The organism is Brevundimonas sp. AJA228-03, assembly GCF_017795885.1.
Taxonomy (GTDB): domain Bacteria; phylum Pseudomonadota; class Alphaproteobacteria; order Caulobacterales; family Caulobacteraceae; genus Brevundimonas.
This window is the reverse complement of record NZ_CP059297.1, coordinates 2724222-2744767: the sequence shown is the minus strand read 5'-3', so window position 1 is coordinate 2744767 and position 20546 is coordinate 2724222. Positions and strand designations below refer to the sequence as shown.

Below are 20546 nucleotides of genomic sequence, written 5' to 3'. Positions count from 1 at the left end.
ATTCAGCAGAGAGAAGGAGCGACGTCTTCAGTCCTATTTCCTCGATCCAGTCCGGCGTGAGCGGGAGGGCCTGATGCAGGTGCTCCACAGGCCGCCGTCCGGCTATCCGGCCCTGGTGCTGAACGCCGATTTTCGCCCTCTGTCCTACTACCCTCTGTCGCTCTGGCCGTGGGAAGAGGCGGTCAAGGCCGTCTATCAGGACCGTGTCGATGTCGTGTCCGTCTACGACAAGGTCGTGCGCAGTCCGTCGATGGAGATGGCGATCCCCAGCGTCATCGCGCTGAAATCCTACGTCGACCAGAACCGCGCCCCGGCCTTCACCCGCTTCAACGTCTTCCTGCGTGACGGCTTCACCTGCCAGTATTGCGGCGACACCGCCGAGCTGACCTTCGATCACGTCATTCCGCGCAGCCGGGGCGGGCGCACGACCTGGGAAAACATCGTCGCCGCCTGCTCGCCGTGCAATCTGAAGAAGGGTGGCCGCACCCCGCAGCAGGCGCAAATGCCCGTGCGGCGTGCGCCGCATCGACCGAACGCCTATCAGCTTCAGGACGCCGGTCGCCGGTTCCCGCCGCACTATCTGCACCAGAGCTGGCTGGACTACCTCTATTGGGACATCGAGCTCGAACCGTAGGTCCGGTCGGAATGACGCGGGTGCCGCGACGTCTATCAGAGACGGCATCGCCTCTATCCGGACCCTGTCGATCTGCTATGGGACGCGGCCCGGAACGCACGCGCCTGCGCGACGTTGCCCGATCGTCCACTCCGTCATCAGGTCCTTCATGAAGATCCGCGTCCGCGCCGAGCTCGTCTATCGCTTCGATCCCCCGACCGATGCGATCTACAAGATTCAGGTCGCGCACTGGCCGGGTCAGACGGTGATCGAGGAGCGGCTGGTCACCAACCCGCCCCAGGATTTCCATGAGGACGAGGACGCCGACTTCGGGGCCCGAACCCTGCGCGCACGCCTGTCGGGCGAGGTGGCCGTGGCCTATGAGGCGATTGTCGACAACGGCACCCTGATGGGCCTGCCGCCGGGCGCGACCCGGCACGACTGGAACGACCTGCCGGCCGAGGTCCTGACCTATCTGTGGCCGAGCCGGTACTGTCCCTCGGACCAGTTCGGACGCTTTGCGGAACGCCAGTTCGGCGACACCTCGGGCGGCGAGCGGGTGCTGGCGATCCTGGGATGGATCACCGAAAACATCGACTATGAGGCCGGAGTCTCGGATTCGGAGACGACCGCGTCCCGCACCTTCATCGACCGCGCCGGGGTGTGCCGCGACTTTACCCACATGGGCATCACCCTGTGTCGGGCCTCGGGCATTCCGGCCCGCGCCGTCAGTGCCTTCGCCCATCAGCTGAGCCCGCCGGACTTCCACGCCATCTTCGAGGTTTGGCTGTCGAACGGCTGGTGGCTGGTCGATCCGACAGGCCTGGCCCCGATCGAGGGACTGGTGCGGATCGCCTGCGGGCGCGACGCCGCCGACATCGCCTTTCTGTCCACCCAGGGCACCTGCGAGCTGGTACGCCAGTCCATTACCGCCGTGGCCACCTGACGGCCTGTAAAAAGAAGGGGCGATCGGTCGAAACCGATCGCCCCCCGCACTCTATCGAGACGCCGGAAATCAGAAGCGCATCGTCACGGCTGCACGCCAGGACCGGCCGAGCACCGGACGGGCCAGATAGTAGCGGGCACCGGCGTCACCGGAGATGAACTGCCCGGCACGCGGATTGCCTTCGGTCAGGCCGATCTCATTGGTCAGATTGACCCCGGCCACCGAAAGGGCGACGGTCTCGGTCGCATCCCAGCGCAGGTTCAGATTGACGACCGTATAGGCCTTGAGAGCCTGGGTGTTGGCCACGTCGGCAAAGCGCTCGCTGTAGTATTCGACCGGCAGTTCCACACGGACCGTGTTCCCGAGCAGGTTCAGGCCGGGGGTCAGGCGAGCGCCAACCTTGGGAACGCGGATCAGCTGGTTGCCGCCGAAGTTCCGCACGGTCGGAACACCTCCGACGTTCTCGGTGAACCGGAAGGTATCGTACTCCGGGTTTTGCCAGGAGAGGGCACCGGAAAGGTCCGCCCATTCGACCGGCCGGAAGACGCCTTCCAGCTCCAGCCCGACCGTATTGGTGTCACCATAGGCAACCCGCGTCGTGAAGCTGTTGGTGGCCGAGTTGAACACATTGTCGTTGAAGCGGATGTTGTCGAATTTAGTCTGGAAGGCGGTCGCATAGACGTCGAAGAGATCCGACTGCCACTTCAGTCCGCCTTCCAGCATCGTGACCGGGGTCTCGCGGATGTCGGTGCGAAGGGCGTCAGCAGGGCTGCCCTGGAATTCCGAGGGGGCCGGCAGTCGAAGGGTGTCCGTATACCGGCCAAAAAGGCCCAGATTGTCTGCGAGCTGATAGTTGACACCCAATGTCCAGCTTGTGCCGTCATAGGCGCGGTCTATCGGGGTGAAGACCCCGGTGCCCGTGATCACCTGATTGTCCGCCAGTATGCCCGCGACGCCCAGATCGACGGTCTGTTTGCCCTCGACCGAGCCGCTGAAGTCGATCTGTTCGTGGCGCACGCCCAGATCGATCCGGAGTTTGGGCGTCACCTGCCACTCGTCAGAGGCGTAGAAGGCCATGACGCGGGCGTCGATGGTGGCGTTGTCGAACAGCGACCCATAGCGCAGGAAGCCGTTTTCGGTGACGCGACCGACGATCCCTCCTGCCGCGTTGACGGCCACGATGTCCAGACGGCGGGCCTGATCGCGCACTTCCAGATTGGCCGTCGCCATGTAGCGGTCGTAGTCGTAGTTGAAGTCCGACACATAGACGCCGAAGGCCAGATCGTGGGTCTGATCGCCCAGGTCCAGGGTCTTCACCAGCCGCAGATCGTTGGTGAACTCGTCAAGCGGGACCGAGACGCTGAGCAGGTTGCCGCTGACCACCAGGCCGTTCCTGTTCGCCGTCGCCGGGTCGAACGCCGCACCTGTGGTCGCATAGCGGTATTCGATGTTGGTCGCGCCTGGATAGGCGGCCAGGGCCTGCGCCCGCAGACCGTTCAGGCGCGCCGTGGCCGTTTCGATGCTGCCGGTCGGGAACAGACCGTTGCGCACGATGTTGCTGGTTCTGAAGCGGGCCGTGTTCTGCAGACGCCAGCCGTTGGCGATCTCCAGGTCCAGCCTGGCGGTGACAGCGGTGAGGCTGACGTCTGTACCGCGGCCGAGATCGAAGTTGAACGGGCCATTGACGTTGCGGAAGCTGACCAGACGGTTGTCCGGGCCCGCGAGGGTTCCGTAGTTGGGATCGAAGCCGGGAACACCGTCCGGGTTCTGCGAACCGTCGAACGTCAGGGGCACAGGCAACAGGAAGCCGACATTGTCATCGATGTGCTTGACGTTGATCTCGAAGCGGCCGCGCTCGAGTTCGCGCGACAGGCCGACGCGAATCTGGCCGCCCTTGTTCTGGGTGAAGCCCGGGCTGCGGACGCCTTCGTCGGAGCGGTAGAACCCGCCGATGGTCAGGCCCCAGCCGTCTCCCAGCGGCGCACCGTACCAGAAATCACCGCGGTACATGCCATAATCACCGACGGTGGCCTTGATCAGACCCTCGGGCGTATCTCCGGCCTGACGGGTGATGAAGTTGACCGTTCCCCCGGGGGAGTTGGACGCAAAGATCGAGGCCGGGCCGCCACGAACCGCTTCGACACGGCCGATGGTTTCGTCCAGACGGAAAGACTGGTCGGCATTCAGCCAGCCCAGGCCGCCGTCGTGCTGGATCGTCAGGCCATCTTCCTGGATGGTGACCGACGAATAGCCGTCGGTGGGGATGCCGCGCGTGCGGACGTTGTTGGAGCTCTCACCGCCGGATGCTTCCACCCAGAAGCCCGGAATGGCCTTGAAGACTTCAGCCGTAGAGATCGGGGCCTGAAGTCGCAGTGCGGTCTCGTTCAGGGTCGTGACGGCATAGCTGGCTTCAACGCGGCGACGCTCGGAAGCGCCAGCCCTGCCGGTTACGATGACCTCGTCCAGTTGTGCAGTGCTCTCGCTGGTCACGGCCTGTGCCAGCACTGGCGATGCCGTGGCAAGGAACGACAGCGCCATGGCGCTGGACAGTAAATTCCGTGAATAACGCATATCAAATCCCCCAAACTTTACGATGGGAGGACGCCTAGGCCTTTAATGTGGAACTGCTATTTATAAATCATAACATTCAGGAATACTTCTTCTGAACGTTTATTGAAAGAAGATCGGATTGCTGATCAAGATAAGGTGGCCGTCAGCGTCCCTTACGTTGACCCTTATCCATGAGTATTCGGGATTCCGTCCAAGGCTGTGGATGAGGACTTCGCTGGTGCCATGGACGGGCAGCGTCTCCGGCGCGGCGGAGGTCGGACCGCCCGTTATCAGCTCGATCAGGCCGCCGGGCACGCCAGAGACTGTAATCGTCAGCTGAACATCCTCATCGCCTGTGATTGGCAGGGTGCCTCCCATGGCGGTGCTGGCCCCGCCCACCGTCGCGGCCAGGTCCACGAACAGCCCCGGCTGCCCGCCCAGATCGATGAAGACGCGGCCGCTGCGAACGCCATCCAGAATGGCAGCCTGTGACAGGTCCCGTGCATAGACGACCGTGGTCGGCCGACCGACGGGAGACTGTCGATCCGCCGCGGCATCCGGGTCGTGGCTGTCGCTGCCGCCGATGGCCGTCGGGCGGCAGCCCGCGTCGAGCAGGCCTTGCCAGAAGGGGATATGAGACAGGCTGCCCTCGACCGAGCCGGTCAGGTGCATCGTCCCGCCATTGGCGATCTCGACGGCGGTGATCCGCGCGCAGTCCGGGATCGGCATGGTCCAGCCGCAGCCCATACAGGCTTCGCCAGAGGGCATGCCGGGATGGTTGATCGACAGGATCCCGCCCTGGGCGTCCACGGCATCCACCAGCTCCGGCAGGGCCGGCAGCCTCGGCGAACCCAATTGGAACGGCAGCGGTCCGGTTGGGCCGATGGCGTTCATGTGACCGTAGAAGGTCGTGATTTCCCGTCCCGGCAGGATCAGGAGATTGTCGTAGTAGGCCTGAAGCCCTCGCAGCTCGGCAAAGCCGGCCGGCGTGTTGTGTTCGGTCACGGCGATGAAATCCAGCCTGGCACTGCTGGCCCGCTCGAGCGTGCGAAAGACGGGGCAGGGAATGCGACGTCCGCTCAGGCTGTCGCACGACCCGTCGCTCTGACCGCTGTGTGTATGGAAGTCGCCGCGATACCAGCCCGGTCCGCTGCGGATCGGTCCGTCGAAGAATGCCGATTCAGGGGCCGGAGCCGCGGTGCCGACCAAGCGGATCGAGGCGGTCCAGCGGGCGGTGACCCCCTGGCGGATGTTCGGCACGCCCAACAACAGCCGCCACTGCCCGGGAAAGACCGGACCAGGCACATAGGAAGGGGTGGCGTCGCTGGTGGCCACCGTCACGATCGACTTGTTGCCTCCGCTCCAGCCCCGCAGGCCGTTGGGATCATAAAGACCGAGGTCGATGACCGTCCGATCGGCGCGATCATACTCAAACGACAGGGTCAGCCGCTCGATGCCCGGCGGGACGTCAAACGGCACCTCGACATAGGTCTGGTGATCAGCCCCGGTCAGAGTGCCCGTCAGCGTCAGAGTGCGGGCGACACCGGGATCGGGTTCCGACGGAGGCCCGCCCTGCCGGGCCAATGCGGTCCCGGGAACGGATGCGAGCATCGTGCAGATCAGGAGGCCGACACCAATGACGCCCCGCAGGCGGCCTTCCATGACGATCCGCAGTCTGCGCAGCATCTGCTTTTCCCCTTGGTTGATGACCCCCTATGGCAGCAGATTATGACATCCGGTTGAGCGCGACGGTCTGCCCCTGACCTCGCGCGCAGTGTCAGTGACGTGGATTGAAAGTCCAGGGCGGCAGCACCCTGATGCCGCAATGGAGGCATCGCCGATTTCGTCCAACCTGGCCGGCCCGCGCCGCAAGAGGCTCAGCGCTCAGCCGGTCGGGCGCGCCAGGCCTCGATGAAGTCCAGCCGCCGCAGGACCTTGTTGGCGGGGTCGATCAGGACATGGGCTCCGGTCGGTACGGCGATCGACCCTCGCCCGTCGGCCATGGGCACGGTCTGGACCACACCGTCGATTTCGACCTCCACCGGCATGGGGAAGATGCCGCCGTCGCCGGTGGTCCATGACAGGGTCAAGGTCTCGCCCTCGCGCGTCGCGGCCAGATCTGGCAGGGCGGCGTTGTACAGATAGCCCCGGAAGAACCAGCCGTAGTCGCCACCCGTCACCTCATTGACGATCCGCAGGAAGTCGGGCGTCGAGCGATAGACGGTGGTGAAGTTGCCGGGCGCCGGATCGGGCCGACCATAGACGAGGGTCGTGATCGCCCGATGGAAGGCCGCATCGCCGATCAACATCCGCAGCGAGTGGGCGACCAGCGCGCCCTTGAAATAGATGTCGTTGCCCGGCCCGGTTTCGCCCTTGTAGACCTCGTCCTCGCTCTTGAACGTGCCCGAGACGACGGGGAACTGGTTGCGCAGGTCCTGCTGAAGCCTGGCCAGTTCGGTCTGCATATAGCGATCGCCGTGCAGCCAGCGGCCGTACAGCGGCTGCATATAGCTGCCCAGCCCCTCGTGCAGCCACATGTCGTCGGCGTTGGCATTGGTCAGCTGGTTGCCGAACCACTCGTGCGACAGCTCGTGCTGCAAAAGCCAGTCATAGCCACGGCCATCCAGCCTGTAGCCGTTGCCATAGGCGTTGATCGTCTGGTGCTCCATGCCCAGGTGCGGGGTCGCGACCACGCCCATCTTCTCGTCGCCGAAGGGGAAGGGGCCGACGGTGGCCTCGTAGAAGTCCAGCTGCTTGGGAAACTCGGCGAACAGGGCCGCCGCCTGGGCCGGATCGTCGGACTTCAGATACCAGTATTGCATCGGGAAGGTGTTGCCGAACCGGCTGCGGTAGTCGGCGCGCAGTTCCTCGTACGGCCCGATGTTCAGGGCGATCGCATAGGTGTTGGGGTGGGCGGCGGACCAGTTCCAGGTCGTCCAGCCGTCGCCGTGATCCTGAGCCCCCAGGAAACGGCCGTTCGACGGAGCCGACAGGCCGGTCGGCACGGTGATGTGCAGATCGACCCGGCCGGGCTCGGCCAGGGGGCTGTCGATGCAGGGCCACAGCAGGTCGCAGCCCTCGCCCTGGATGGCGGTGGCGATCCAGGGTTCGCCCGTCGGCGCGGTGGACCAGACGAAGCCTCCGTCCCACGGCGCATTCGGTGCCACGCGGGGCTTGCCGGCATAGGCGATCCGCAGGGTCGTCGTTTCGCCCGTTGCCAGCGGACGGGGCAGGGCGACGGTCATGCGGCCCTCGGGGTTGGTCCATTCGGCCGGCTGGCCATCAACCGACACGGCCGAGACGGTGAACAGGGTGTCCAGTTCGACCACCAGCCGGGCGACGGGGGCGGTCGCGGTGAAGGTCAGTTCGGCGACGGCGTCGATCGCCCTGTCGGCCGGCAGGACCTTGATCGACAGGTCGGCCAGGTCGATGCGCAGGGCTTCCTGTTCCACCGTTCGCGGCTGGTCGGTCCGCAGGGTGAAGGCGGTGGATTCGCGGGGCGGGCTGTCCTGGGCGAGGGTGGGCCCCGAGCTCAGGGCCAGGCCGACGAAAAGCGCCAGGGCAGGGCGCAGGTCTTCTCCCGACATCAGTTGGCCGACCGGGCGCGTTCGGCGGCCGCCGCCTCACGCGCTTCCCGCCTGTAGGAATCGAAGTCGTCCATGAAGTCCAGTTGACGCAGCAGCTTGTTGTCCGGATCGATCAGCACAAGCGCGTTTTCCGGGACCGTGATCGTCGCGCTGCCGTCGGGCATGGGAACCGTCTGCGCGTCGCCGTCGACCTCGATGTCCACCGGCATGGGGAAGGGGCCGTCGCCACCGACGGTCCAGGTCAGGGTCAGCTGGTCGCCTGTGCGCGTCTGGGTCAGCACCGGCAGTGCGGCGCTGTACAGATAGGCGTCAAAAAACCAGTCGTAGTCCCGGCCGGTCACCTGGTTGACGATGGCGTTCATCTCGACGGTCGAGCGGGTCTGCGGGACGAAATTGCCCGGCCGAGGGTCGGGACGGCCATAGACGAGACGGCGGAGCACTTCGAAGAAATCGTCGTCGCCGAGGGTCATGCGCAGCGTGTGCGCGATCAGCGAGCCCTTGCTGTAGATGTCGCCGCCCGGGCCTTCCGACCCGCCATAGACCGCGTTGACCGTGCGGTTGGTGCGCGACACGACCGGGAAACGATTGGCCAGGCCCTCGCGCTGGCCCTTCAGCTCGGCCTGCATGTAGCGCTCGCCGTGCAGGAAGCGGGCGTAGAGCGGCTGCATATAGCTGCCCAGACCCTCATGCAGCCACATGTCGTCGGCGTTCCGGTTGGTCAGCTGGTTGGCGAACCACTCGTGGGCGAATTCGTGCTGCAGCAGGGTGTCATAGCCGCGGCCATCCAGCTTGTAGGCATTGCCGTAGGCGTTGATGGTCTGGTGTTCCATGCCGAGGTAGGGCGTCTCGACCACCCCCATCTTTTCGTGCCCGAACGGATAGGGGCCGATGGTCGATTCGAAGAAGTCCAGCATTCGCGGGAACTCGGCGAACAGCCGCGCGACCCTGGCGGGGTCGTCGGACTTGAGGTGCCAGAACGACATGGGGAAGGTGTTGCCAAACCGGCTGACGTAGGGGGCCGTGACCTCCTCGTACGGGCCCATGTTGATGTTGATGGCATAGATGTTCGGCCGTTCGGCGCGCCAGTTCCAGGTCCGGGTGCCGTCCGCGTTCTCGGTCATGCCGCGAAAGACCCCGTTGCCGGGGGCCGAGACATTGCCGGGCGTGACGACGTGCAGATCGACGACGCCGGGCTCGGCGTTGGAGTTGTCGATACAGGGCCACAGCAGGTCGCAGCCGTTCAGCTGCATGGCCGACCCGACCCAGGGTTCTCCCGTCGGCGCCGTGGCCCAGACGAAGCCGCCGTTCCAGGGCGAGCGTGGCGCGACCCGGGGCTGTCCCGCCCAGGCGATGGTGAGGGTCGGGGTGTCGCCCGCTGCGAGGCCGGCGGGAACCTCGACCGTCAGACGCCCTTCGGGGTTGGACCAGCGGTCGGCCGGCACGACCTCCCCGTCCAGACGGATCTCGGAAATCGTGTACAGGGTGTCCAGCTCGACCGCGAGGCGCTGGATCGGGGCGGTCACGGTGAAGTCCAGGATCGCCACGCCGTCGATCGCCCTGTCGTCCGGCAGGACCTTGATGGTCAGGTCAGCCTTGTCGAACCGGACCGCTTCCTGCTCCGGCGTGCGCGGATTGTCGGTCTCGAGCGTAAAGGCGGTGGATTCGCGGACCGGCAGCTCCTGGGCGATGGCGCTTCCCGCGCACGCCAGCCACAGGGCCGAAATCGCGGGCACGATCAGGCGAGACGAGACAGTCATGGACAAACCCCCGGGGATAATCCGTTCAGACTAGGGGGGCATCGGCATCGCGCAACGAAAAAGGCCGGGTTCGAGACCCGGCCTTTCGCAGATTTAATGTTCGGCGGACGGGCCGCCTGAACCGATCAGGCGGCGGCCTGCTCGGCCAGCCTGGCCTTGACCTGGCGCTTGATGCGCTGGGCCGCGACCGACAGCTTCTCGTCGTCGGCCTTGACGATGAAGGGGTCCAGGCCGCCCTTGAAGTCCAGGGTGCGCAGCGCGGCGTTCGAGATGCGCAGGGTGTAGGTTTGCCCCAGGGCTTCCGACGCCAGCTTGACCTTCTTCAGCGACGGCAGGAACCGGCGCTTGGTCTTCACATTCGAGTGGCTGACCAGATTACCGACCATCGGGCCGATACCGGTGAGTTCGCAACGACGTGACATCGTCAGATCCTTAGGGCACGGCGTCCACTCCGAAGCATGGGGGACGCATGAAACAAATGCGCGCGGGGTGGTTCCCCGCGCGAGAGGGGGCCGTATAGAGGAAGCGATCGCGCGCCGTCAAGGCTGGCAGGCATGAAACCGGAGCCTGCGCCGTCGTTCATGCGTCGTTCAATCGCCAAATTCCAATGCTTCAGCTATGCGGGTCCATGCGTCCGCCCTTCGCGACAGCCCGCACGAGAGATCGCCGATGACCCTGCCTCGCTTCGTCCTTCGTACCCTCGCCGTCGCCGCGCCCGCCGTGGCCGGTGTCGTTCTGCTGGCCGCGCCGTCGTCGGCCCAGGCCCCGACCAGCGAGGTCCTGCCGGGATTTTGGGAATACACGACCAACGCCGTGGGCATCCGCAGCACCGAACAGAAGTGTGTGCGCCCCAGCGAGATCAACCGCTTCTTCGGCGGCCTGTCCACGCGCCGCTGGCGCTGTGTGTATCCGACGCGCGAGGTCGGCAACGGCAATGCGCATTTCGAGGGGACCTGCACCGATCCGCGCGGACGCCGGGTGAATGTCCGCCTGCGTGGCCCCTATCAGGCCGAAAGCTTCCGCTTCTCGGGCGGGGCCCAGCTCGCGCGCGGCACGCCCTATCTTCCGGCCAGCATCACCGCGCGTCGCCTGGCGGCCGTCTGCCCGGCGGATGCCGAATACTTCTAGGCCGCGGCTGCGATCGCCGGATCGGCGGCGGCCTCGGCCAGCAGCCAGTCGCGGAAGCGCGCGATCTTGGGCGAGCGCCGCCGGTCCTCTGGCCAGGCGATCCAGTAGCCCTTGGACAGGGTGACGGTCTGGGCGAACGGCCGGATCAGCAGTCCTGCCGCGATCTCGCGCGCGAACAGGATGGGGGAGCCGAGCGCCACCCCCTGGCCGCCCAGGGCCGCCGCCACCTCCAGTCCCTGGATGTCGGCCTGCAGCCGGGATGCCGGTGTCGTCGTCGTCTCGACCCCGGCGCAGGCGAACCAGGCGGCCCATTCCTTTTCCTCGCCGACGCGGGGGGCGCCGAGCAGGTCGGACGGTGATGTCAGCTTCAGGTTCGCACACAGGGCCGGGCTGCACAGGGGGGTGAAGACGCTGGGCATCAGGAGGGCAGACTCGACGCCCGGCCAGTCGCCGTCCCCGACGCGCAGGGCGATGTCCACATTCTCTCGGGCCAGGTCCATCAGGCGCGGACGGGTGTCCAGCCGCACGGCCAGGCCCGGGTTGGCCAGCTGGAACGCGCCGAGCCGGGGGGCCAGCCACTGGGTCGCCAGGGTGGTCAGGGTGGTGATGGTCAGGACGCCCTGATCCTGCTCGGTCACCTCCGCGAAGGCCCGGCGCAGCAGGGTCATGGCCTCGGTCGCCGCGCGCGACAGCCGCTCGCCCGGCTCGGTCGGGCGCACCTCGCGGGGCAGGCGGCGGAACAGGCTGATCCCCAGTCGGGTCTCCAGCGCCTTGATCTGCCAGCTGACCGCCGCCTGGGTCATGCCCAGTTCCTCCGCCGCGCGGGTGAAGCTGTTCAGGCGCGCCGCGGCCTCGAACACCCGGATCGACGACAGCGGCAGGCCGGACAGAGGATCAGACATAAGTTCACCTAGGTCTTTGATGGCCTACTACTGGTTTGTGAGGTGCCACTGTCAAGCCGAAAGTCCAATGAGTTAATGTGAATCGGCAAGGTCAGAACATGGAAGAATCTCATCGAACTCATAAGGAACCTGTATTCGGCTGGCTCAAGGCCATTCTGGACGGGCTGGCCCGTCTCAGCCGGCGGACGCCCGGGGTTCGCAGACGCCGCGCCGGCGGTGCGACGCCGCGCGCCGTGTGCGAGCGGCCGGTCTAACGGTTTTGTAATCCGCCGCGTCTTGTGGGCGGTCCCGGGTTGGTGGCCAATGCGGCGACTTTTCTGGAGCAGCCGCCATGATCGACCGTCGCCGTCTGATGTTCACCGCCGCCGCCGGGGCCAGCCTGATGGCGACCGGGCAGGCGATCGCCCGTCCCCAGGCTGCGGCCACGGCCTCCGCCGCGCTGAAGGCGGTGATGGACACCATCGTTCAGGAGACCCTGATGACGTCGCCCGAACTGCTGACCCAGCTCGGGTTCGACAAGGGACCGAACGCGGCGATGAAGGCGAAGCTGGACGACCGGTCCCAGGCCAAGGTCGAGGCGGACCAGGTCCGGTTCCGCGCCCATATCGTCGACCTCAAGGCCGTCGATCGCGCCGCTCTGAACGCCGATGAGAAGGTCTATTTCGACACGCTGGAGTTCTTCGGCGACACGGCGATCGAGGGCTTTGGATTCGGCTATGGCGGCGGCGGGTTCGGACCGTCGCCCTATACCATCAGCCAGCTGACGGGGTCGTATCAGTCGATCCCCGACTTTCTGGACAGCCAGCACTCCATCGAAACGGCCGAGGACGCCGAGGCCTACCTCAGCCGCGTGTCCGCCTTTGCCACCGCCCTGGATCAGGAAACAGCGCGGATGCAGCGCGATTTCGCGGCCGGGGCGGTGCCGCCCGACTTCGTCATCGAACGCACCCTGACCCAGATGACCGCGGCCATGCAGCCCGGTGCGGCGGCCACAACCCTGGTCCAGTCCATCGTCCGCCGCACGGCCGAAAAGGGCATCGCCGGCGACTGGGGCAGCCGGGCCGAGGCCATCGTCAACGATGCGGTCTTCCCCGCTTTGGCCCGTCAGGCCGACGGGCTGAAAGCGCGCCGGGCCGAAGCGACCCATGATGCCGGCGTCTGGCGGTTGCCCGATGGCGAGGCCTTCTACGACTACGGCATCAAGAGCTATACGACGACGACCCTCAGCGGCGACGAGATCCACCGGATCGGTCTGGACCAGCTGGCCGAGCTGACCGCGCGCGCCGATGTCCTGTTGCGAGAGCAGGGCATGACCCAGGGGACGGTCGGCGAGCGGATCGCGGCCCTCGGCGACGACCCGCAATATCGCTATCCCAACACCGACGAGGCCAAGGAGACCCTGCTGGCCGACCTCAACGCCCAGGTGATCGAGGTGCGGCGGCGTATGCCGGAGTATTTCGGCCGTCTGCCGACCTCCGGCGTCGAGATCCGGCGGGTGCCCAAGGCGATCGAGGCGGGGGCGCCCGGTGGCTACTATAATGCGCCGTCGCTGGATGGGTCGCGACCGGGGGCCTATTACATCAACCTGCGCGACACGTCGGAATGGCCCAAATGGCAGCTGCCGACCCTGACCTATCACGAGGCCGTGCCCGGCCATCACCATCAGATCAGCCTGGCCCAGGAAAAGGCCAACACGCCCTTGCTGATGAAGGTGCTGGGCTTCTCGGCCTATTCGGAAGGCTGGGCGCTGTATGCGGAACAGCTGGCCGACGAGATGGGGATGTACGAGACCGATCCCATCGGCAAGATCGGCTACATCCAGTCCGCCATGTTCCGCGCGACCCGTCTGGTCGTGGACAGCGGCATGCACGCCAGGCGCTGGAGCCGCGAGCGCGCGATCGAGTTCATGACCACGGCGCTGGGTGATTCACCCACGGCCGTGACGACCGAAATCGAGCGCTACTGCGTCTGGCCGGGTCAGGCCTGTTCCTACAAGCTGGGTCACAACAAATGGGTCGAGCTGCGCAACCGCGCCCAGACGACGCTGGGCGACCGGTTCGACATCAAGACCTTCCATGATGCGGGGATGAACACCGGGGGCGTGCCCCTGACGGTGCTGGACCGGGTCATGACGGAGTGGATCGCGGGCCAGAGGGGCTAGGCCATTCGGCGGCCGGGTTGGCTCACCGGGTGACCCAGAAGGTCGGCCAGTATTCGCTGGGAACGCCGTTGCAGTCGGACATGCCGCTGCTTGTCTTCAGGACAAAACCCCGGTCGGTCCAGGTCCAGCTGGATGCCGTGCCGCAGTCGCCCAGACCCCTGCCCTTGTCAAAGGCATCGATGACGCGCGTGGCCGGATCGTAGGAGGCGTTGACCAGCAGATCCAGCGGTTCCCCGGTGCTGGGGAAGGTCAGGCGGCGTGGGTTGCTGCCGTCCGGGCGGGTCGTGAAATAGGCATTGGAGAAATTGTAGGCCCCGGCCCCGCAGGGCACGCCCCACAGGACGGTATCGGCATCCAGTCGGGCCGAGACGATGGCGGCCTGCAGATCCGGATTGAAGTCGGTATCGGCGCGGCACTGAACCACGTCGGGCAGATCCCTGATCGTGGTCGGCAGCGCCTGGCCTTCCTGATCTCCGTATCGCCCCTGGGCCACCGCAGCGGCGGGACTGACGACGGGGAGAGCCGGGGCCGGCGGCACTGTGGACGGCGACCGGTCGCCCTTGCGGATCAGGGCTGTCGTGGTACCCAGACGCCCCTGGCGCTCGTCGATCCACAGCAGCGAGGCCGCCGCACCGCTGAGCGATATCGAAACAGTCTCGCCGCCGGCATTCAAGGTCATGACCTCACCCTGGGTCATGGTGGCGATCAAGGCCTCGACCTGTGGGGCGCGAACCCGGGCGACCGGATATTCGGCGTCATCGCCCACCGGGTCGGTCGCCGCCACGACGCTGGTGCCCGTCACCTGTGCCGTTACCACGCCGGTGAATGCGCCGGTCTCCGGCCAGAAGCCGAGGACGATTTCCGGCTTCCCGTCGGGGCCGGCAGGTATCGCGACCCGTACCCAGCCCGTGCCCTCGGTCGCATGGCCGAAAGCGTAGCAGGCGTTTGCGTTGTTGCAGACGACATACCAGTCGCGGAAGGTCCGTTCCCCCGGCTGGTTGACCGACTGGATCGCGCCGGGTCTCTCGATCGTCCCGCTTGCTGCCTCGGCACTTTTGGCCACCGGGCCATCACCGCAGGCCGCAAGGGTGATTCCCGCCAAAAACAGCGCAGTAAGCCGCATCTTGCCCTCCACCAAGGCCAAGACGTCTTGTCAGGCCTTGCGCTGTTCCGACGGCCGGTGCGCCGCCCTGGCACCGGTACTGGTGCCTTCGACGGGATATTCGGGCTTATCCCTCGACGCCGCAACCTTGTGCGACCTGATCGTCGTGGGCGAGGTCAGCTTGTGCACACCCTTTCCTGTGGTCGTCCCCTGGCCATGGTCCCGGGCGACGGTCTCGCCCGCCTTGAACGTCCTGTCCGTCATGGTCTGCTGCCCGCGTTCGAGTGGCTTTTCAGCACGGCGCGCATCAATCCGGAGGATTCTTCCCGAAGCTTCGGCTATCGGACCAGTTGGTCCTGCGGTCGCCTTCACCGACCTCAATCGCACCGGCGTCCATGGACGCGCAGGACCTGACGCCGTCGCGCGCGATGGCGCTGCAGGCTCGCGCCGGCGGCGATTTGGGATTAGGCACCCAACGACCAGATCGCTCGGGTCTGCCAGTACAGGGAAAGATCGATGACGGTTGTCGTCACGGGTGCCGCAGGCTTCATCGGCATGCACGTCGCCCGGCGTTTGCTGGATCTGGGCGAAGACGTGATCGGCGTCGACAACTTCAATGCCTATTACGACCCGCAGCTGAAGCGGCTCCGGGCGGACCATCTGGCATCGCGTGCCGCGTTCCGCATGGTCGAGGCCGACATCGCCGAACCCCGGGCCATGGCCGATCTGATCGGCGGGCACGGCGTCAGACAGGTGGTTCATCTCGCCGCCCAGGCCGGTGTCCGGTATTCCATCGACAATCCGTTCGCCTATGAACGATCGAACCTGGCGGGCCATCTCTCGATCCTGGAGGCCTGTCGACACGCCGGCGTCGATCATCTGGTCTATGCGTCGTCCAGTTCCGTCTATGGCGACCGGCCGCTGGATGGAGCCGGATTTCGGGAAGACGATCCGACCGTATCGCCGGTCTCGCTCTATGCCGCCACCAAACGCTCGTGCGAGCTGCTGAGCCAGAGCTATGCGACGCTCTACGGGTTTCCCCAGTCGGGATTGCGGTTCTTTACCGTGTACGGACCGATGGGCAGACCCGACATGGCCTATTTCGGCTTCACCGAGAAGATCATGCGGGGCGAGCCGATCGAGGTCTATGGCGAGGGTCAGATGGCGCGCGACTTCACCTATATCGACGATATCGTGGACGGCGTGCTGGGCGTTCTGAGCCATCCGCCGGCGGCTGGTGGACATGAGATCTACAACATCGGAGACTCCCGGCCTGTCGGGCTGATGGACATGATTTCGACGCTGGAACGGGCCCTCGGTCGAGAGGCCGTCAAGATCATGCTGCCGATGCAGCCCGGCGACGTGACCGCCACCTATGCCGATATCACCAAGCTGAACGCCCTGACCGGCTATGCGCCCAGGATCGACCTCGCCGAGGGCCTGCCCCGCTTCGTGGCGTGGTGGCAGGGATGGAACGGCCGGAACGGAACCCGGTCCTGAGCGCGGCCCCGGTCGCCCGGGGCAGGCATGGCATGGAACATCCTCCACCGGTCGTCGTGCATGCGAGCGAAGCGGTCGTGTAGTGTCGGAAATGCATCGGCTTTCCTGCGCTTGCCTGCCCCATGCGCAAGGGCCATTAATGCATGGTCGGCACCTTCGGGTGCATCCGCCGGCCACGGCCGTGCGCAGGGGAACCAATGACTTGGCCGCGGAGCCTGTGCATTTCCTGATCCCTGTCTATCTGGAACAGCGTGACGCCCTGGCTCGGTTCCTGCGCGCGCGCCTCGGCAGCGACAGCGACATCGAGGATCTGCTGCAGGACCTGTATCTGAAGATCGTGTCGCTCGACCCCGACTATGCGGTCGCTGAGCCGCGGGCCTTTCTCTACCGGCTGGCGTCCAATCTGTTGCTGGATCGCGCGAGGTCGGTCCGCCGGTCGCAGGCCAGGGATACGGCGTGGCGACAGGTCGCCCACCACACCGACGGGGCAGACGACGTGGCCGACAGCCCATCCGCCGAGACCGCAGCGATGGATCGCCAGACCCTGCGTACCTTGCTGAACACGCTGGATACCCTGCCCGAGCGGACCCGGAGCATCTTTCGCATGCACAAGTTCGACGGGCTCAGCTACGCCGAGGTGGCGGCAAAATTTGGCATCTCGCGCAGCTCGGTTGAAAAACACATGATGCAAGCCTTGCGGGCGCTTTCGCGGGTACGCGGATCATGAAGCGGAACGGATTTTTCAGGTTTGGTGGAGGTCACCACCGATCGGCGACGTCCTATCGACGAGCACCATTCGGTCGTCTCAACAGCCCCCGGCAGCCATGACCGACGCCTCCGTCCACGATCAGGCTCTCCGCTGGTTCGCAGCCTTGCGCGACGATGGCGCTGACGAAGGCGAATGGCTGGCGTTCCAGGACTGGCTGGAAGCTGATCCCGAACATGCTCGGCAGTATGACGCCGTCCAACGGTTGTGGCTGGATCTGGAGGACGCGGCGGGAGCGCCCGGGATCGTCGCGCCGGTGTCGGCCGCGCGCCGACGGTCCCCGGCGGGCCGCGTATCGGCGAGGCGGCGACTCGTTCCGGTTCTGGCACTCGCGGCATCCCTGGTCCTGGCGGCAGGCCTCTGGATCAACCTGTCCGCCCGGCCGCAGTCCTTCGTGACGACCGATACGGACCGGATCGTGATGCTGAAGGACGGGTCCAGCGTCCATCTCAATCGCCACAGCCGCATGTCGGTACAAATGACCACCGGGCAGCGCACCGTGACCCTGGACGAAGGCGAGGCCGCGTTCGACGTCGTCCATCGCCCGGATCGCCCTTTCGTGGTGGTGTCGGGAGAGCGCTCCGTTCGTGTCCTCGGCACCGCCTTTGACGTCCTGAACCACAAGGGCCGCTATCGCGTGGCGGTGCAGAGGGGTGCCGTCGCGGTTGACACCGGCGCGGACGACGCCGGTACACGGCTGGCGGCAGGCCAGGCCCTTGAACGCCTGGGGCAGGCGCGACCGGTCCGTTACAGCCTGTCGCCGGACGAGGCGATCGCCTGGACCCAGGGCACGCTGATCTATCGAAACGCCTCCCTTTCGACCGTCGCCGACGACCTGTCGCGTTATCTCGACAAGCCTGTTATTGTCGGTGACCCTGCAAAACGCGTGATGTTCACCGGCGTCCTGCAGGTCGGGGACGAGGCGACGATGGCGAGGCAGCTGGAGGATCTTCTACCGATCCGGATCAGCCGGTCCTCGGCCGAGGTCCGCCTGACACTGCGTGGCCAGGACTGACCACCGGGGAGTACGCCCGATTGCCCGGGTTTTCGGTTTCGCCGCTGTCCTGACCCTGTCGGTTGCAGGCCCGACCCTGGCGCAGGCGCAATCCCTGTCGTCCGCCCCCCAGACCTTCAACATCCCGCGTCAGAGGGTCGAGGAGGCCCTGCTGCAGGTGGCCCTGCAGTCACGCCGATCCCTGGGTGGCGACATTGCGCAATGCCGCTCCACCAGCCCGACCGTGCGCGGGACGATGACGCTGGATCAGGCGCTGACCCGGGTCCTGCAGGGTTCGGGTTGCGTCTGGACCCTGTCGTCGAGCGGAGCCATTCTCGTCCGGCGCACCGCAACGGCCAGTCCGGTCGCCGTGCCGGTCCCTCCGTCCCGACCCGCGCGGCCCCCGTCGGCCCCGCCCCCGCCCGTCGAAGAGACGGTCGAGTTGTCGGACGTGATCGTCACGGCCGAACGCCGGATTGGCCGGGCCCAGGTTTCGGCCACCAGCCTCAGTGCCGTGGACGAGGATCGCCTGCGTCTTGCCGGCGTCACCGACATGATCGGCCTCGACGCCCTGGTGCCGGGCATGACGGTCACCAACCTGGGCTCCGGGCGCAACAAGATCCTGCTGCGGGGCATGTCGGACGGGACCTTCACCGGCCTGACCCATTCGACCGTAGGCCTGTATCTGGACCGTGTTCCGCTGACCTACAGCGCGCCCGATCCCGACCTGAAGCTGATCGACGTCGATCGGGTCGAGGTTCTGCGCGGACCTCAGGGAACGCTCTACGGAACGGGTCCCATCGGCGGCGTTGTCCGGATCGTGCCGCGCGGGCCGGAACCCTTTCGCGCCGATCTGGGCGTGTCGCTCGGCCGGTCCTGGACACGGCAGGGCGGCGAGAACCGCGACGAATCCGTCATTGCCAACCTGCCTCTGTTCGGCGGCGATCTGGCGCTGAGGGGCGTGGCCTATGAAGAGCGGTTCGGAGGCTATATCGACGACATCAGCCTGGCCACGCCCCGCGTCAACGATGGCGCGCGACGGGGTGGACGATTGTCCCTGATCCGCCGACTGTCGGACGACTGGTCCGCCAATCTCGGCGTCGTTCGCCAGACGATCAAGACCGAGGATACCCATTACATCTATCGCACCCTGGGCGGGCTGACCCGGGCCAACCTGGTCCGGGAACCGCACCACAATACCTTCAACGAGGTCCACGCCGGGCTCAGCGGGAGCAGCGAATGGGGTCAGATCGACGTCACCGTCGCCTCGGTCCGGCACAGGTTCAAGAGCCGGTACGATGCATCCAGCGCCCTTGGGTCATTCGGCTCAAGCGCCACCCTGGGCGCACTGGATGATTTTCGGCACACGGACCTGACGGTGGTGGACATCAGCTATGCCTCGCGACCTCTGGGGCGGTGGCGCTGGACGGGCGGGGCCTTCTATTCCAGAGGGACGATGCGCGCGGACAGCCGGGTGCAGGCGCTGCGGACGGTCGAGACCACGATCTATCGCGAGGTTCGACGCGATTGGACCAGCGAGATCGCCGCCTTTGGCCAGGTCAGCCTGGACCTGACGCCCGACTGGACCGTGGCGACCGGTGCCCGCCTGTCGAGCTTTGATCAGCGGGTGACGTCCAGCGTCGCCCACCGCAGCGCGATCCGACCCTTCAGCGGCGACGACAGGACGACGAGCCTGGCACCCATGGTCTCGCTGTCCTGGCAGCCGAGCGACGCGCTGAACCTCTACGGGCTGATCAGTCAGGGCCGGCGATCCGGAGGCTTCAACACGGCGGGTCCGTCCGGGCAGTCGTTCAATGGACGCCTTGGCAATCCCGCACGCCGGTACGCGCCCGATGTGCTGACCAACTATGAGCTGGGGGCCAAGGTGCAGCTGTGGGCCGGCCGGGTTCAGACGCGCGCGACGGTGTTCTTCGCCGATTGGCGTGATGTGCAGAGCGATCAGTTTCTGGCCAGCGGCCTGTCCTATGCCGTCAATGTCGGTGACGGACGGAACGCCGGTCTGGAAATCGAGGTCAACTGGCAGGCGACGGAAGACCTTCAAATCCGTGCCAACGGGCTTCTGGCCCACCCGGAGGTCACGAGCCCGAGCCCCGGCTTCAACTCTCGCCTCAACGCCGGCCTTCCCGGCGTGCCGGGACGCTCGGCCAACATCTCCGCCGATTATCGCCGTCCGATCGGTCGCGGCCTGAACCTGATCGGCCAGGCAACCGTGGCCTATGTCGGCGAGTCGCGGCTGACCTTCGATGCAGCGAAACGCTATCGTATGGGCGAATACGTCACCGGACGTGCGTCGATCGGTGTGGAGGCGCCTCAGTGGTCGGCCACCGCCTTCATCGACAACCCCTTCGATACCGAAGCCGATACCCTGTCCTACGGCGACCCGTTCCGCCTGCCGGAGGCGTTGGCCAGCACGCCGCTGCGGCCGATCACCGGGGGTCTGACCCTGACGTTCAGAAGGTAGGCGCTTCGCCTTTGCCTCCCGGCTCCGGCGTCGCTATACCGCCCGCCACCCCCTGAAT

16 protein-coding genes are annotated in these 20546 nt (G+C 66.2%); 8 read left to right on the top strand and 8 right to left on the bottom strand.

What is annotated here, in order from left to right:
* Nucleotides 1–73: 73 nt before the first annotated feature.
* On the top strand, nucleotides 74–634 hold the full coding sequence (locus HZ989_RS13725) for an HNH endonuclease (protein ID WP_209321361.1): 561 nt from the start codon (nucleotides 74–76) through the stop codon (nucleotides 632–634).
* A gap of 148 nt (nucleotides 635–782) precedes the next feature.
* Entirely contained in the window at nucleotides 783–1559 is a 777-nt protein-coding gene (locus tag HZ989_RS13720) for a transglutaminase family protein (protein WP_209321360.1), read from the top strand.
* A 69-nt stretch (nucleotides 1560–1628) separates the two neighbouring features.
* On the opposite strand, the gene HZ989_RS13715 is transcribed toward HZ989_RS13720, so the two are convergent.
* The 5 genes from HZ989_RS13715 to rpmB form a co-directional block, all read right to left on the bottom strand.
* Nucleotides 1629–4130: a TonB-dependent siderophore receptor gene (locus HZ989_RS13715; protein ID WP_209321359.1), complete on the bottom strand. Its 2502-nt coding sequence runs from the start codon at nucleotides 4128–4130 to the stop codon at nucleotides 1629–1631.
* Nucleotides 4131–4229: 99 nt separating this feature from the next.
* Nucleotides 4230–5795, bottom strand: coding sequence for a CehA/McbA family metallohydrolase (locus HZ989_RS13710; protein ID WP_209321358.1), 1566 nt, complete (start codon nucleotides 5793–5795; stop codon nucleotides 4230–4232).
* 191 nt (nucleotides 5796–5986) lie between these two features.
* On the bottom strand, nucleotides 5987–7696 hold the full coding sequence (locus HZ989_RS13705) for a M1 family metallopeptidase (protein ID WP_209321357.1): 1710 nt from the start codon (nucleotides 7694–7696) through the stop codon (nucleotides 5987–5989).
* The gene (locus HZ989_RS13700) at nucleotides 7696–9453 is read right to left on the bottom strand and encodes a M1 family metallopeptidase (protein WP_209321356.1); all 1758 of its coding nucleotides are present in this window, start codon (nucleotides 9451–9453) and stop codon (nucleotides 7696–7698) included. Before HZ989_RS13700 ends, HZ989_RS13705 begins: the two co-directional genes overlap by 1 nt.
* A gap of 125 nt (nucleotides 9454–9578) precedes the next feature.
* On the bottom strand, nucleotides 9579–9875 hold the full coding sequence (gene rpmB / locus HZ989_RS13695; RefSeq protein WP_209321355.1) for a 50S ribosomal protein L28: 297 nt from the start codon (nucleotides 9873–9875) through the stop codon (nucleotides 9579–9581).
* A gap of 247 nt (nucleotides 9876–10122) precedes the next feature.
* Here rpmB and HZ989_RS13690 point away from each other — a divergent pair, with 247 nt between their 5' ends.
* Complete coding sequence (locus tag HZ989_RS13690) at nucleotides 10123–10581, top strand: DUF3617 family protein (protein ID WP_209321354.1); 459 nt, start codon at nucleotides 10123–10125, stop codon at nucleotides 10579–10581.
* On the opposite strand, the gene HZ989_RS13685 is transcribed toward HZ989_RS13690, so the two are convergent.
* Entirely contained in the window at nucleotides 10578–11483 is a 906-nt protein-coding gene (locus HZ989_RS13685; protein WP_209321353.1) for a LysR substrate-binding domain-containing protein, read from the bottom strand. The genes HZ989_RS13690 and HZ989_RS13685 overlap by 4 nt on opposite strands.
* A 331-nt stretch (nucleotides 11484–11814) precedes the next feature.
* On the opposite strand from HZ989_RS13685, the gene HZ989_RS13680 reads away from it, so the two are divergent.
* On the top strand, nucleotides 11815–13644 hold the full coding sequence (locus HZ989_RS13680) for a DUF885 family protein (protein WP_209321352.1): 1830 nt from the start codon (nucleotides 11815–11817) through the stop codon (nucleotides 13642–13644).
* A 22-nt stretch (nucleotides 13645–13666) separates the two neighbouring features.
* On the opposite strand, the gene HZ989_RS13675 is transcribed toward HZ989_RS13680, so the two are convergent.
* Both HZ989_RS13675 and HZ989_RS13670 read right to left on the bottom strand, forming a co-directional pair.
* On the bottom strand, nucleotides 13667–14767 hold the full coding sequence (locus HZ989_RS13675) for a DUF1176 domain-containing protein (RefSeq protein ID WP_209321351.1): 1101 nt from the start codon (nucleotides 14765–14767) through the stop codon (nucleotides 13667–13669).
* Between the two features lie 30 nt (nucleotides 14768–14797).
* On the bottom strand, nucleotides 14798–15010 hold the full coding sequence (locus HZ989_RS13670) for a DUF2945 domain-containing protein (protein WP_209321350.1): 213 nt from the start codon (nucleotides 15008–15010) through the stop codon (nucleotides 14798–14800).
* Nucleotides 15011–15262: 252 nt separating this feature from the next.
* On the opposite strand from HZ989_RS13670, the gene HZ989_RS13665 reads away from it, so the two are divergent.
* From HZ989_RS13665 to HZ989_RS13650, 4 genes are all read left to right on the top strand, one after another.
* A complete protein-coding gene (locus tag HZ989_RS13665) occupies nucleotides 15263–16246 on the top strand; it encodes an NAD-dependent epimerase/dehydratase family protein (protein ID WP_209321349.1) in 984 nt (327 codons plus the stop codon).
* A gap of 202 nt (nucleotides 16247–16448) precedes the next feature.
* On the top strand, nucleotides 16449–16973 hold the full coding sequence (locus tag HZ989_RS13660; protein ID WP_245162377.1) for an RNA polymerase sigma factor: 525 nt from the start codon (nucleotides 16449–16451) through the stop codon (nucleotides 16971–16973).
* 97 nt (nucleotides 16974–17070) lie between these two features.
* On the top strand, nucleotides 17071–18027 hold the full coding sequence (locus HZ989_RS13655) for a FecR domain-containing protein (protein WP_209321347.1): 957 nt from the start codon (nucleotides 17071–17073) through the stop codon (nucleotides 18025–18027).
* Nucleotides 18014–20488 (top strand): TonB-dependent receptor, encoded by a 2475-nt coding sequence (locus HZ989_RS13650; RefSeq protein WP_209321346.1) that lies wholly within the window; start codon nucleotides 18014–18016, stop codon nucleotides 20486–20488. Before HZ989_RS13655 ends, HZ989_RS13650 begins: the two co-directional genes overlap by 14 nt.
* Nucleotides 20489–20546 lie beyond the last annotated feature (58 nt).

Bases quoted from the DNA above. Each gene is read 5' to 3' on its own strand.
- HZ989_RS13725 (WP_209321361.1), top strand. From the start codon at position 74: ATGCAGGTGCTCCACAGGCCGCCGTCCGGCTATCCGGCCCTGGTGCTG.
- HZ989_RS13720 (WP_209321360.1), top strand. From the start codon at position 783: ATGAAGATCCGCGTCCGCGCCGAGCTCGTCTATCGCTTCGATCCCCCG.
- HZ989_RS13715 (WP_209321359.1), bottom strand. From the start codon at position 4,130: ATGCGTTATTCACGGAATTTACTGTCCAGCGCCATGGCGCTGTCGTTC.
- HZ989_RS13710 (WP_209321358.1), bottom strand. From the start codon at position 5,795: ATGCTGCGCAGACTGCGGATCGTCATGGAAGGCCGCCTGCGGGGCGTC.
- HZ989_RS13705 (WP_209321357.1), bottom strand. From the start codon at position 7,696: ATGTCGGGAGAAGACCTGCGCCCTGCCCTGGCGCTTTTCGTCGGCCTG.
- HZ989_RS13700 (WP_209321356.1), bottom strand. From the start codon at position 9,453: ATGACTGTCTCGTCTCGCCTGATCGTGCCCGCGATTTCGGCCCTGTGG.
- rpmB (WP_209321355.1), bottom strand. From the start codon at position 9,875: ATGTCACGTCGTTGCGAACTCACCGGTATCGGCCCGATGGTCGGTAAT.
- HZ989_RS13690 (WP_209321354.1), top strand. From the start codon at position 10,123: ATGACCCTGCCTCGCTTCGTCCTTCGTACCCTCGCCGTCGCCGCGCCC.
- HZ989_RS13685 (WP_209321353.1), bottom strand. From the start codon at position 11,483: ATGTCTGATCCTCTGTCCGGCCTGCCGCTGTCGTCGATCCGGGTGTTC.
- HZ989_RS13680 (WP_209321352.1), top strand. From the start codon at position 11,815: ATGATCGACCGTCGCCGTCTGATGTTCACCGCCGCCGCCGGGGCCAGC.
- HZ989_RS13675 (WP_209321351.1), bottom strand. From the start codon at position 14,767: ATGCGGCTTACTGCGCTGTTTTTGGCGGGAATCACCCTTGCGGCCTGC.
- HZ989_RS13670 (WP_209321350.1), bottom strand. From the start codon at position 15,010: ATGACGGACAGGACGTTCAAGGCGGGCGAGACCGTCGCCCGGGACCAT.
- HZ989_RS13665 (WP_209321349.1), top strand. From the start codon at position 15,263: ATGACGGTTGTCGTCACGGGTGCCGCAGGCTTCATCGGCATGCACGTC.
- HZ989_RS13655 (WP_209321347.1), top strand. From the start codon at position 17,071: ATGACCGACGCCTCCGTCCACGATCAGGCTCTCCGCTGGTTCGCAGCC.